Source organism: Pseudomonas sp. LB3P14, assembly GCF_054898045.1.
Map to the genome: position 1 here is coordinate 5,752,600 of NZ_CM142714.1, position 12,965 is coordinate 5,765,564.

The 12,965-nt window shown below is 60.0% G+C and carries 11 protein-coding genes; 4 read left to right on the top strand and 7 right to left on the bottom strand.

From position 1 onward, the window contains the following. The 6 genes from ACYZT5_RS26285 to ACYZT5_RS26310 all read right to left on the bottom strand — a co-directional run bounded on the left by ACYZT5_RS26285 (position 1) and on the right by ACYZT5_RS26310 (position 7,486). Positions 1 to 1,017: a hydrolase gene (locus ACYZT5_RS26285; RefSeq protein WP_462048038.1), complete on the bottom strand. Its 1,017-nt coding sequence runs from the start codon at positions 1,015 to 1,017 to the stop codon at positions 1 to 3. A gap of 69 nt (positions 1,018 to 1,086) precedes the next feature. Then, positions 1,087 to 2,586 carry a M16 family metallopeptidase gene (locus tag ACYZT5_RS26290; RefSeq protein ID WP_462048039.1) on the bottom strand — a complete coding sequence of 500 codons (1,500 nt, stop codon included), beginning with the start codon at positions 2,584 to 2,586 and terminating at the stop codon, positions 1,087 to 1,089. Further along, positions 2,579 to 3,922, bottom strand: coding sequence for a M16 family metallopeptidase (locus ACYZT5_RS26295; protein ID WP_462048040.1), 1,344 nt, complete (start codon positions 3,920 to 3,922; stop codon positions 2,579 to 2,581). Before ACYZT5_RS26295 ends, ACYZT5_RS26290 begins: the two co-directional genes overlap by 8 nt. 126 nt (positions 3,923 to 4,048) lie before the next feature. Next, positions 4,049 to 4,648, bottom strand: a complete 600-nt coding sequence (gene rsmD / locus ACYZT5_RS26300; RefSeq protein WP_462048041.1) for a 16S rRNA (guanine(966)-N(2))-methyltransferase RsmD — start codon at positions 4,646 to 4,648, stop codon at positions 4,049 to 4,051. Beyond that, positions 4,648 to 6,138 carry a M16 family metallopeptidase gene (locus ACYZT5_RS26305; protein WP_462048042.1) on the bottom strand — a complete coding sequence of 497 codons (1,491 nt, stop codon included), beginning with the start codon at positions 6,136 to 6,138 and terminating at the stop codon, positions 4,648 to 4,650. The genes rsmD and ACYZT5_RS26305 overlap by 1 nt, the downstream gene beginning before the upstream one ends. Then, positions 6,131 to 7,486: a M16 family metallopeptidase gene (locus ACYZT5_RS26310; protein ID WP_462048043.1), complete on the bottom strand. Its 1,356-nt coding sequence runs from the start codon at positions 7,484 to 7,486 to the stop codon at positions 6,131 to 6,133. Before ACYZT5_RS26310 ends, ACYZT5_RS26305 begins: the two co-directional genes overlap by 8 nt. Before the next feature lie 344 nt (positions 7,487 to 7,830). On the opposite strand from ACYZT5_RS26310, the gene ftsY reads away from it, so the two are divergent. The 4 genes from ftsY to rpoH all read left to right on the top strand — a co-directional run bounded on the left by ftsY (position 7,831) and on the right by rpoH (position 12,006). Then, the gene (ftsY, locus tag ACYZT5_RS26315) at positions 7,831 to 9,351 is read left to right on the top strand and encodes a signal recognition particle-docking protein FtsY (RefSeq protein ID WP_462048044.1); all 1,521 of its coding nucleotides are present in this window, start codon (positions 7,831 to 7,833) and stop codon (positions 9,349 to 9,351) included. Then, entirely contained in the window at positions 9,348 to 10,019 is a 672-nt protein-coding gene (gene ftsE / locus ACYZT5_RS26320) for a cell division ATP-binding protein FtsE (RefSeq protein WP_008152655.1), read from the top strand. Before ftsY ends, ftsE begins: the two co-directional genes overlap by 4 nt. Next, positions 10,016 to 11,038 (top strand): permease-like cell division protein FtsX, encoded by a 1,023-nt coding sequence (gene ftsX / locus ACYZT5_RS26325; RefSeq protein ID WP_282383183.1) that lies wholly within the window; start codon positions 10,016 to 10,018, stop codon positions 11,036 to 11,038. Before ftsE ends, ftsX begins: the two co-directional genes overlap by 4 nt. 113 nt (positions 11,039 to 11,151) lie before the next feature. After that, positions 11,152 to 12,006: an RNA polymerase sigma factor RpoH gene (gene rpoH / locus ACYZT5_RS26330; RefSeq protein WP_007897890.1), complete on the top strand. Its 855-nt coding sequence runs from the start codon at positions 11,152 to 11,154 to the stop codon at positions 12,004 to 12,006. Positions 12,007 to 12,216: 210 nt separating this feature from the next. Here the strand turns inward: rpoH and mtgA are convergent, their stop codons facing one another. Continuing rightward, entirely contained in the window at positions 12,217 to 12,939 is a 723-nt protein-coding gene (gene mtgA, locus ACYZT5_RS26335) for a monofunctional biosynthetic peptidoglycan transglycosylase (RefSeq protein WP_462048045.1), read from the bottom strand. Positions 12,940 to 12,965 lie beyond the last annotated feature (26 nt).

A 12,965-nucleotide genomic window follows, 5' to 3' on the forward strand; every position in this document is an offset into this window, starting at 1 on the left:
TTACTCGCGACCCACGGCGGTCAGCCACTGCGGGATGCGTCGTTCCAGGTAGTAACCCGGTTGCCTGAACGAGCCATCGACGAAACCGACATGCCCACCCTTGGGTTGTAGTTCGAATTGAGTGCAGGCGGACAATTCCTCGGCTTGCGGCAAGCTATGAGGAAATACGAACGGGTCATCGGCCGCTTGAATGATCAGGGTCGGCGTACGAATCTCGCCAAGGAAATAACGACTCGAGGCGCGGCGATAGTAATCCTCGGCATCGGCAAAACCATTCAGCGGCGCCGTGACCCGGCCATCGAAATCCCAGAACGTGCGCATGTTCTCCAGCGAGCCCAGCGCAGCCAATGCCGCTAGTCCATCCTCGCGCCCGTCATGCTGGAACTGTCGCTGTTTGTTCTTGATGTAGGCCACCATCTCGCGCATGAAGTGCGCCTGATAAACCTTCGAAAAACCCTGGCCGATACGGTCGGCGCACTGATCGAGCCGAAACGGCACCGACACCGCCACCGCGCCGAGTACGCCACTGTCGCTGCCGGTCTCGCCCAAGTGTTTGAGCAAGACATTGCCACCCAGCGAATAACCGACCGCGTACAACGGCGCGAGCGGCCGTTTGGCCCGCAGGTGTTTGATGGTTTCGGCCAGGTCTTCGCTGGCGCCGGAGTGGTAACTGCGCGGCAACAGATTCGGCTCGCCTGAGCAGCCGCGCCAGTTCAGCGCGACGCTGGCCCAGCCTTGCGCGCCCAGCGCCTTTTGCACGCCGGCCACGTAAGGCGAATTGGAAGAACCGGTCAGACCGTGCAACACCAGCACCAGCGGCGCATCGGCGCTGTGCGGGCCGTGCCAGTCGAGATCGAGAAAGTCACCATCTTCAAGCCACAGGCGTTCGCGTTGGCGCTCGATGTGCGTGGTTTTGCGCCACAGCGGTCCCCACAAGGTTTGCAAGTGCGGATTGCCGAGGCCGAAGGCTGGCGTGAATTGAAAACGGGATCCGGTGGGAGGCAATAATGCGCGCACGGCAAATCTCAAAAGAGTGATGCATGAAGCGGCAGGCGCGAAGGTGCGGCTGCCGCATTCAATGAAAACCTAACTTGCCACAAAGCTCGCGTCAGCGCGACACGTGCTCTGGGACGGAGTGTCGGCTGGCGCAATGGCAGGTTGCGCAAGTGGCAGTTGCTCCACCGTGGGGCCCACGGTGACCACTCGCCACTGATCGTCAGTCAGGTGCTTGTTCAATGCGGCCTTGATTTGCTTGAGCGTCAGTCTCTGCACTTGCTGTACGAAGAACTCCAGATCGAGCGGCAAGTGATGGCGGTTGATCTCGACCAGACGCTCAAGGATCTGCTCGTTGCTGGCGCTGCCAATAACGCTCATGTTGGCCAATCGGCGCTTGAGATGATCGAGCTCCTCCTGGGTGGGGCCGTCACGCAGATAATCGCTGAACATCGTTCTCACCAGCGCCACCGTGCCGTCAGCGAATTGCGGACTGGTATCCAGAGAGATCGTCATCAGTCCGCTCCCCGCCCAGTCTCTGCTCTGAACGCTGGCGCCGTACACCAGTCCGCGCTTATGCCGCAGTTCAGTGATCAGACGGGAGTTCCTCCCGTTGCCAAAAATCAGCGTCGTTGCGTACAGCGCAACGAAGTCCTCATGTTGGCGCGACACGCTGGGCTGTCCGAACAGCACGTGGATTTGCTCCTGCGGACGCTCGATATGGCTGGTCATATCCGTGCCGGTCGGTTTGAAAGGTTCGGCTGGGGAGGTGTTGACGGGTGTGTCGGGCAGCGCGTTGGCGATTTGCAGGCTGATGGTCTGAGCCTGTTCCACCGTCAAGTCACCCACCAGTGTAATTTGTGCCTGGCGCGCCGAGTAGGCTTGCCGGTGAAAGTCCTGAACGGCTTGTCGGGTGATGGTTGCCAGACCTGCGTCGGTTCCATAGATCGAACGCGCGTACGGGGTTTCGGGGGCCAGAAGCTCTTGGAGGCGCAAAGAGGCAATCTCCTCTGGCTGTTGCTGTCGTGATTGAAGCAATCCGCGAAGCTCGCTTTTGACCCTGGCCAACGCTTCATCGGACAGGGATGGCTGACCAAGGATTTGTGAAAACAGATGCAGCGCTGGCGCGCTTTTCTCGGGGTCGCTGAGACTGCGCAAGGAATAGGTGGCACGCTCTTGATCCAGTTTCAGCCCGAGTTTCGCACCCAGGCCATCGAAGGTTTCGCTGATGGCGGCGTGGTCAGTTTTGCCCTCCACACCTTCATTCAGCAGGCTGAACGTCATCCCGGCGAGGCCGGGCTTATCGTTTTCAAGGGCACTGCCGGCGGGGAAGCTGACATGAATATCGAACATCGGCAGTTCCGAGGTGCGTATGAACAGCGTTTTGGTGTCTGCTCTGGTTTTCCAGCCCTTGATGGTCAATGGGCGTGGCGTTGATTGGGTCGTGTCGATTTCCAACAGCGATTGCAGCACTGACGCAGGAAAGCCGGTTGGCGCGGGTGGTGGGGTATCGGCTGCCATCAGACTGACAGGCAGGCAGATCAGTGCGAGGCAGAATATTGCAGCCCGAGGACCGTGCGTAGATTCATTCATGGTTTTTCTTCTCCACAAGGACGTGGGCCGTGCTCAGGCGTTCACGGATCAGGTAGGTTTCGGCGGCCTGGCGGATGTCCTCGGGCGTCACTTTCTTTAACTCGGCTGCATCTTGATCCATCAATTGCCAGGACAGACCGACGCTCTCCAGGGCGGCCAGGTGCTGGGCCGTGTACTCGATAGAATCCCGTTCATAAATTTGCCGGGAGATCAGCTGAGTCCTTGCCCGCTCCAGTTCATCGATAGAGGGTGGTGTGGTGCGCAGTTCGTCGAGCAATTGCCAGATTCGCGTTTGCGCCTCGTCGAGGCTGGCGGAGTGCGTATCGTCGAGTCGGGCGCTCAATACCAGAAGACTGTCGCCGCGGGCGTAGACGTCATAGCTGGAACCGACATGGGCGAACAGCGGCTCCTGGTGCCTCAGGCGCTTTTGCAGTCGCGCGCTTTGGGAGCCCGCCAGCAGCATCTCGATCAAGCGCAGGGCGTGTACGGTTTGGCGTGCCTCTGCCGTTGCCAAACCGGGCACATTGAACGCCATGATCAGCTCTGGGGCGTGGACAGGTTGATGGAGGGTGAGTTTCCGTTCGCCTGGCTCCGGCAGCTCCAGCGGCTTCAGTACAGGAGGGACGGGGCGTCTGGCGAGCGCGCCGAAGTAGCGCTGCGCCAGAGGCTTGACCTGATCAAGCGTGACGTCACCGACGATCACCAGCGTGGCATTGCCGGGTGCGTAGCGTGACTCATACCAGTCGCGTAGGTCGGCGGCGTTCAAGCGGTGCAGGTCGTCCATCCAGCCAATGATTGGTGTCCGGTAGCTGCTGGAGGGATAAGCCAACGTCGTGAGGCGTTCGAGTGCAGTCGCATAAGGGCTGTCTTCAACGCGATAGCGACGCTCTTCCCGAATCACCGCCATTTCGGGAGTCAGGTCTTCAGTCCTCAAGAGCGCTGTCGACATGAGATCGGCCATCAACTCGAACGCGACGTCCAGGTAGGGGGTGGCCAACGTCTGGTAGTAACCGGTCACATGTTTGCTGGTAGCAGCGTTTTCCTCGGCGCCCAGCGATTCAAGAATTGCCGCCGCTTCTCCTGGACAGGTCTTGCTGCTGCCTTTGTAGAGCATGTGTTCCAGAGCATGGGACAGGCCGGTCTGCCCCGGTGCTTCGTCGATGGATCCGACCTTGAACCAGAGTTGAGAGGTCACTACTGGGGCTCGGTGATCCTCTTGCACGATGACCTTCAGGCCATTGTCCAGTACAAATTCGTGTGTGGGTGATGGAGCGGCGAGTGCCGCCAGCGGGGCCAGGCATAGAAAAAGCAGCATCCTGCTGCGGTAGTTGTCCATGGGTGTGTTGTCCTCAGTGGTTTACGAAGATTACGTAATCCACTGTGAGGATTTTGATGCGCCTTTGTGCGGTAGATAGTTACCGCACAGCGGGCATTCATCTGGATAGAGTGTGCCGCGGAGGCGTTACAGGGTGCGCTGCCACAGCGCGTAGTAAACCCGCCCGGATTTCTGCTCGCGGTGAAGGCGCCAGTTCGCCGGTAATCCCAGCGTCGAGGGCGCATTTTCGCTTTCGGTATACACCCAGGCGTCATCGGCCAGCCATTGACGCTCTTCAAGCAGCGTGCAGACGGTCGGCAACAGGTTCTGGTTGAACGGCGGATCGAGGAACACCACGTCGTACGCGGTCGCTGTCTGGGTTTCCAGGTAGCGCAGGGCGTCGGCGGTCTGAATCTGGCCAGTGGTGCAGCGCAGCGTGCCCAGATGCTCCTTGATGCTGGCGACCGCGATGTTGCTGGCGTCCAGCGCCTGGCCCATGGCCGCGCCACGGGACAAGGCTTCGAGGAACAACGCGCCGCTGCCGGCGAACGGATCAAACACTTTGGCCCCGGCAACGTACGGCGCGAGCCAGTTGAACAGGGTTTCACGCACCCGGTCCGGGGTCGGGCGCAAGCCCGGGGCATCCGGGAAGCTCAGCTTTCGGCTGCCCCATTCGCCGCCGATGATGCGCAGTTGGTTCACGCCGTTGTGCACGTTGTGAACGGGTTTTTTAGGACGAGTGGCCATTAATGCTCCGGGACCCCGAGCGGTTGCTCGGCAGGTTTATCAGTAGGGGCCGGCAACGGCTTTTGCGGCACGGTCGGGCCAGCGCTGACGATGACCATTTTGTCCGTGCTCAAGTGTTTATTCAGTGCGGTTTTGACCTGTTCGACCGTCAGGCTCTGGGACTCACGCATAAAGTCATCCAGATAACTCAGCGGCAGGTTGTAAAAACCCATGGCGCCGAGTTGGCCGACGATATCGGCGTTGCTGGCGGTGGACAGCGGGAAGCTGCCGGCCAGTTCACGCTTGGCGTCATCGAGTTCTTTCTGGGTCGGGCCGGTTTTAAGGTAGTCGGCGAGCACGTCTTGCACCAGTTTCAGCGTGCCTTCGCTCATCTCGGCGCGGGTTTGCAGGTTGATCATGAACGGGCCGCGAGCCTGCATCGGGGTGAAGCCCGAATAGACGCCGTAAGCCAGCCCACGCTTCTCGCGCACTTCGCTCATCAACCGGGTGCCGAAACCACCGCCACCCAGAATCTGGTTGCCCATGGACAGTGCTGCGTAGTCCGGATCGTCACGGTCGATGCCCAGTTGCGCGAGCATCAGGTTGGTCTGCTTGGACGGGAATTCGATGTGACCGATGCTGGCTTTCGGTTCCTCCGGTTGCGCGATTTTCGCCAGTTCAGGACCTTTCGGCAGCGTGCTGGAGACTTGCGAAGCAATCGCCTGCGCCTCGGCACGAGACAGGTCGCCCACCAGCGCAATCACCACGTTGCCAGCCGCATAGGCCTTCTCATGGAACGCGCGCAGTTGCGCCACGGTAATTGCCGGAACGGTTTTCGCCGTGCCGTCGCTGGAATGCGCATACGGGTGATCGCCGTACAGACGGTTCATCAGCTCCAGGCTCGCCAGTTTGCCGGGGTTCTGCTTCTGGTATTCGAAACCGGCGAGCATCTGGTTCTTGATGCGCGCAAAGGAATCGGCAGGGAAGGTCGGTTTGCCGACGACTTCAGAGAACAACTTCAGGGCCGGTTCGCGTTTGTCCACGGCGCTGAGGCTGCGCAGGGACGCCAGGGCCATGTCTTTAAACGCGCCGTTGCCAAAGTCAGCGCCCAGGCCCTCGAAGCCCTGAGCGATGGCGCCAACGTCTTTGCCGGCTACACCTTCGTTGAGCATGGCGTTGGTCAGCACGGAGAGACCCGGTGCGTTGCCATCCTGGCTGCTGCCGGCGGCGAAGATCAGGCGCATGTCGAACATCGGCAGCTCCCGGGCTTCGACAAACAGCACCTTGGCGCCCTCGGCGGTTTTCCAGGTCTGCACGTCCAGGGTGCGGTGGCTTGGCGCCTTGCCGTCAAGTTCTGCCAGCGATTGCAGCTTCTGGCTGGCCTTGGCCTTGTCGAGGGCTTCGCTGGCGTTGGATTCGTCGGTCTTTGAGAAGTAAAAAGCTGCAGACCCGATCAATGCGACAGCGATCAGGCCAATCAGGGCCAGGCGCGGTTTTTTACGCTCACTCATGAGTCGTCTCCTCTGGCAGTACATGGGCGACGCTGAGACGTTCGCGGGTGAAATACAGCTTGGCGGCTTTCTGGATGTCTTCCGGGGTTACGCTTTCCAGGTCGGCGAGTTCGGTGTCCATCAGCTTCCATGACAGGCCAACAGTTTCCAATTGGCCAATGGCGGTGGCCTGGCTGGTGATCGAGTCACGCTCGTAGACCAAACCTGCGATGACCTGTGCGCGGACGCGTTCCAGCTCTTCAGCGGACGGCGCGGTGGTTTTCAGCTGTTCAAGCAGCTTCCACAAACCGGCTTCGGCCTGGGCCATGGTTTTGTTTTTCTGGGTGTTCGGCGTTGCCGACAGGGTGAACAGGCTGTCGCCACGGGTGTAGGCGTCGTAACTCGACGAACCGCCGGACACCAGCTCTTCGCCACGCTCCAGTTGCGTCGGGATACGTCCGCTGTAGCCGCCGTCGAGCAGGGCCGAGATCAGGCGCAAGGCGTTGACCGAGCGTTTGTCTTCGGCGGTGGCGATGCTGGGTACGTTGAAACCCAGCATCAGGCTTGGCAGTTGGGTCTGCACGTGCAGGGTGATCTGCCGCTCGCCAGGTTCGGCCAGTTCCAGGGGGATTTTCGCCGGTGGCACATCACGTTTGGCGATCGGGCCGAAGTAGCGCTGGGCCAGGGTTTTGACCTCGTCCGGGGTCACGTCGCCGACCACTACCAGCGTGGCGTTGTTCGGCACGTACCAGGATTGGTACCAGTGGCGCAGCTCCTCGACTTTCATGCGGTCGAGGTCAGCCATCCAGCCGATGGTCGGCGTGTGGTAACCGCTGGCCGGGTAGGCCATGGCCTTGAAGCGTTCATAGGCCTTGGACATTGGCTTGTCGTCGGTGCGCAGGCGACGTTCTTCTTTAATGACTTCAATCTCGCGGGCGAACTCGTCGGCCGGCAGACGCAGGCTGGCCATGCGGTCGGCTTCCAGCTCGAAGGCCACGCCCAGGCGGTCGCGGGCCAGCACCTGGTAATAAGCGGTGAAGTCGTCGCTAGTGAACGCGTTCTCTTCGGCGCCGAGGTCGCGCAGGATCAGTGAAGCTTCCCCGGGGCCGACTTTTTCGCTGCCCTTGAACATCATGTGTTCCAGGGCGTGGGACAAACCGGTCTGACCCGGGGTCTCGTAGCTTGAGCCGACCTTGTACCAGACTTGGGAAACCACCACCGGCGCACGATGGTCTTCGCGCACGACGACCTTCAGGCCGTTATCGAGGGTGAATTCGTGGGTGGGTTGTGGATCGGCAGCCAGGGCCGAGAGGGGCAGACAAACTGTGCTGAGCAGCAGGCCTGCAGCGCGGCGGGCTAGAGCATTCATTCGTTTTTAAACCTTTGGGGCTGCCCGCTTGGTCTTAGCGTCGGCGGGCGAGAGGGTGCTAGGATACTGATCCGTTTTACTGGCGGCCACGCCTATCAGGCCTTTGATCGGTCAGCAGGTTGTTTAGGTTTACGGCTAAAGCTTTGAGTTTGTCAGCTAAACTCTGCGTTTTCGCCGACGATGCCGTTCCAGTCCTTCGTATTAGTCGACCTTTGAGGTGTTGTTTGCACCTCGACAAAATGTTGCGCGTGAACAAGCTGGATCAATCGCAGTCTGTTCTGCATCGAATATTTATTTGCCGAGGCGCCCTTTGGCGCGTCGCTACCGTGAGATAGCCGTCCTCCATGTTTGGTTCCAACGACGACAAGAAAGCCCCAGCTGAGGCTGGTGAGAAGAAAAGCCTGTTCGGATGGCTGCGCAAAAAGCCGCAGGAACCCGTCGTCGAACAGCCACAACCACTTCCTGAGCCAACGCCTGCGCCGGCCATAGAAGAAGAGCCCGCCCCGGTTGTCTTGCCGATTGCCGAGCCGGTGCTGCAACCGGTCACCGAGCCTGAGCCTGATGTGGTCGCCGAAGTCGTGGCCCAGGTGCCGCTGACACCCATTGCCGAGCCGTGGCTGACGTTGCCAGTGGCGGAAGAGCCGGTGGCATTGGTCGTAGATGAGCTGGCGCCCCACGTAACGCCGCCGATTCCGGCGCCGACTGCGTTTGCTCCTGAGCCCGTTCAAACGCCAGTGGTTGAGCCGGTTGTCGCGCCAGTTGTGATGGCCGAGCCTGCGCCCGCGGTCCCGGAGCCTGTCGCCCCTGCATTTATTGCTCCGGTTGCTCCGGCAGCTCCAGCGCCCGCGCCCACACCGGTTGTCGCTCCCGTTGCCGCCGCACCTGTCGCTCCCGTCGAAACGCCTGCCGAGCCTGCGCGTACCGAAGAAACCAAAGCCGGTTTCTTCGCCCGCCTGAAACAAGGCTTGTCCAAGACCAGCGCCAGCATCGGCGAAGGCATGGCCAGCCTGTTCCTGGGCAGGAAGATCATCGATGACGAGCTGCTCGAGGACATCGAAACCCGCTTGCTGACCGCTGACGTTGGCGTCGAGGCGACGTCGGTGATCATTCAGCATCTGACGCAGAAAGTCGCCCGTAAAGAACTGGCCGATGCCGATGCGCTGTACAAATCCCTGCAAGCGGAACTGGCGGCGATGCTCAAGCCGGTCGAGCAACCGCTGAAAATCGCTTCGCAGAGCAAGCCGTTCGTGATTCTGGTCGTCGGCGTCAACGGCGCCGGCAAGACCACCACCATCGGCAAACTGGCGAAAAAGCTGCAACTTGAAGGTAAGAAAGTCATGCTCGCGGCCGGCGATACCTTCCGCGCCGCCGCCGTCGAGCAATTGCAGGTCTGGGGCGAGCGCAACAAGATCCCGGTCATCGCCCAGCACACCGGTGCTGACTCGGCTTCGGTTATCTTCGATGCCGTGCAAGCGGCCAAGGCCCGTGGCATCGACGTGCTGATCGCCGACACCGCCGGTCGTCTGCACACCAAAGACAATTTGATGGAAGAGCTGAAGAAGGTTCGCCGGGTTATCAGCAAGCTCGACGCCGACGCGCCGCACGAAGTGCTGTTGGTGCTCGATGCCGGCACTGGTCAGAACGCGATCAACCAGGCCAAGCAATTCAACCAGACCGTCGAACTGACCGGCCTGGCGCTGACCAAGCTCGACGGCACCGCCAAGGGCGGGGTGATTTTCGCCCTGGCCAAGCAGTTTGGCCTGCCGATTCGCTACATCGGCGTCGGTGAAGGCATCGATGATTTACGCACTTTTGAAGCAGAACCCTTTGTCCAGGCACTGTTTGCCGAGCGGGAGCGTTCATGATTCGTTTCGAACAGGTCGGTAAGCGCTACCCGAACGGTCACGTCGGCTTGCATGAGCTGAGCTTTCGAGTCCGTCGGGGCGAGTTTTTGTTTGTGACCGGCCACTCCGGCGCCGGTAAAAGCACCTTATTGCGCCTGCTGCTGGCAATGGAGCGTCCGACTACCGGCAAATTGCTGTTGGCCGGTCAAGACCTGAGCACCATCAGCAATGCGCAGATCCCGTACTTGCGCCGGCAGATCGGCGTGGTGTTCCAGAACCACCAGTTACTGTTCGATCGCACGGTGTTCAACAATATCGCGCTGCCCTTGCAGATCCTTGGTCTGTCCAAGGCCGAGATCGCCAAGCGCGTGGATTCGGCCCTGGAGCGCGTAGCGCTCTCGGACAAGACCGATCTGTACCCCGGCGACTTGTCCACCGGTCAGCAACAGCGCGTCGGCATCGCCCGTGCCATCGTTCACCGCCCGGCCTTGCTGCTGGCAGATGAACCGACCGGTAACCTCGATCCACGTCTGGCGGCAGAAATCATGGGCGTGTTCGAAGACATCAACCGTCTGGGCACCAGCGTGCTGATTGCCAGTCACGACCTGGCACTGATCGCCCGTATGCGTCACCGCATGCTGACCCTGCAGCGCGGCCGATTGATCGGCGACGGGGAGGCTGGCGTATGAGTGCGACACGCAGCCCCAAGGTTTCCGAGCGCGTGGCCCCCAAGGCCGCCGATCCGCAGCCGCAGAAGAAAAAACGCGACGATGATGACGGTCCGGACTTCGCTACGCTGTTTCGCGCCTGGGTCGAGAGTCATCGCGCCAGCCTGCTCGATAGCTTGCGTCGTTTGGGCAAGCAGCCAATCGGTAGCTTCTTTACCTGCATGGTGATGGCGGTTGCTCTGAGTTTGCCGATGGGGCTGTCACTTTTGCTAAGTAACGTCGAACGCCTCGGCGGTTCCTGGCAGCGTGCGGCGCAGATTTCCCTGTACCTGCAAATCGAGGCCAGCCCCGCTGAGGGTGAGTCGCTGCGTGAGCAGATCAAGGGGATGCCCGGCGTCGCCGATGCTGAATATGTCGGCCGCGATCAAGCGCTGGAAGAGTTTCAGCAGCAGTCCGGTCTGGGCGAGGCGCTCAAGGAACTGCCGGAGAACCCGCTGCCAGGCGTGGTTCTGGTGACGCCGAATGAAGTCGACAAGCCGGCCCTTGAAGCATTACGACAAAAACTATCCGAGTTGCCCAAGGTACAACAGGCGCAACTTGATCTAGTCTGGGTCGAGCGTCTGGCAGCGATCCTCAAGCTGGGCGACCGTTTTGTCTTCGGTCTGACCGTGCTTTTGGTTTCTGCATTACTTTTGGTGATAGGCAATACCATTCGTCTTCATATTGAAAACCGCCGCACAGAGATAGAAGTGATTAAACTCGTCGGCGGCACTGACAGCTATGTGCGCAGGCCCTTTCTGTATATGGGTGCGCTTTATGGCTTTGGTGCGGGGATTCTTTCCTGGGGCGTATTGGCGTTTGGCCTTGATTGGCTGAACGACGCGGTGGTGGGGCTGGCCGGTTTGTACGGCAGTGATTTCGCGCTGGCCGGAGTGCCAGTTGCCGACGGTCTGTCGCTCTTGCTTGGCGCGGTGCTGTTGGGGTATATCGGTGCATGGATTGCAGTCGCACGCCACCTGAGGGAGCTTGCGCCTAAGTAATATCATTTTGCTCGTATTGACCTTTCAGCGTTTATGGGAACTTGTCTTTCGGTTTCCGGTCAATTTTCGCAGTGCTGAACTGCACGAGTTAGGTAAGTCGGAGGTTTTTTCGTATGACCAATTCTTTGCAACCTGCATATGCTCTGGTCCCGGGTGCGAACCTGGAGGCCTATGTGCACACGGTGAACAGCATTCCATTGCTGACGCCGGAGCAGGAGCGTGAACTGGCCGAGAGTCTCTATTATGAGCAGGATTTGGGGGCGGCTCGGCAGATGGTGCTCGCCCACCTGCGTTTTGTTGTACATATCGCCCGTAGCTATTCCGGCTACGGTCTGGCTCAGGCTGACCTGATCCAGGAAGGCAACGTCGGCCTGATGAAGGCCGTGAAGCGTTTCAACCCGGAAATGGGTGTACGCCTGGTGTCCTTTGCCGTGCACTGGATCAAGGCGGAAATCCACGAGTTCATCCTGCGCAACTGGCGCATTGTGAAAGTCGCGACCACCAAGGCTCAGCGCAAGCTGTTTTTTAACCTGCGCAGCCAGAAGAAACGTCTGGCGTGGCTGAACAACGAGGAAGTCCACCGTGTGGCGGAAAGCCTCGGTGTAGAGCCTCGGGAAGTGCGCGAGATGGAAAGTCGCCTGACCGGCCATGACATGGCCTTCGACCCGGCCGCGGAAGCGGACGACGACAGCGCTTTCCAATCGCCGGCCAACTATCTGGAAGACCACCGGTACGACCCGGCCCGTCAACTGGAAGATGCTGACTGGAGCGACAACTCGAACCACAACCTGCACGAAGCGCTTGAAGTGCTGGACGATCGCAGCCGTGACATCCTCTACCAGCGCTGGCTGGCAGAAGAAAAAGCCACGCTGCACGACCTGGCGCAGAAGTACAACGTGTCGGCCGAGCGTATTCGTCAGCTCGAGAAGAGCGCGATGAACAAGCTCAAGTTGTCGATTGCTGCATAAACTGCGAACCGGCAATAAAAAACGCCCCGATCATTGATCGGGGCGTTTTTGTTTGTGTCCTCTTTTACTGAATCACTACAAAACTAATGTGGGAGCGAGCCTGCTCGCGATAGCAGTTGATCATTCAACACTTTTAGCGACTGACCTGACGCTATCGCGAGCAGGCTCGCTCCCACAGGGGATTTTCAGTGTTCATGAGAGTGAGATCGGCTACTGTGCCCAAGGTGCGCGGCGTGAATCATTGAGCCCTGCAAGGTAGCTATCACCACCGAGCTGACTCATCTGCTGTCGAATCCATCCCGCTCGCCGTGCGACATAGTTGGTTGGATGACCGGCGCTCCACACCCGCGGGTTAGGCAGCACCGCAGCCAGCAAACTGGCCTGCTGCCGGGACAGCGAGCGAGCGCCGACGCCAAAGTGATGCCTGGCCGCTGCTTCGGCGCCAAACACACCGTCATCCCACTCAACGCTGTTGAGGTACACCTCGAGAATTCGCTGCTTGGGCCAGAGCACTTCGATCAGCCCGGTAAACCAGGCTTCCAGGCCTTTGCGTAGCCAGCTGCGGCCGGACCACAGAAACAGATTCTTCGAGACCTGCTGACTCAGGGTGCTGGCGCCGCGAATCGATCCGCCGAGCTCGTTGTGGGCCAGTGCGGCCTGGATCGCGCCAAAGTCAAAACCCCAATGCTCCGGGAATTTCTGATCCTCACCGGCAATCACCGCGACTTTCAGGTCATCGGAGATTTCATCCCAGGGTTTCCAGGTGCGTTGCAGGTCGATGGGTTCGCCGTCGAGCCAGGATTCGACCTTGCGCTCGACCATCAAGGCCGTTCCCGGTGGCGGTACCACGCGAAAAATCAGCACCAGCAATACGCTGCCACCCGCGAACCAGAGCAGGGCCTTCGTGAATCGTCGCAAAAATAAACGCAGCATAGAGATGGCTTGGCCGAACCCGTTGA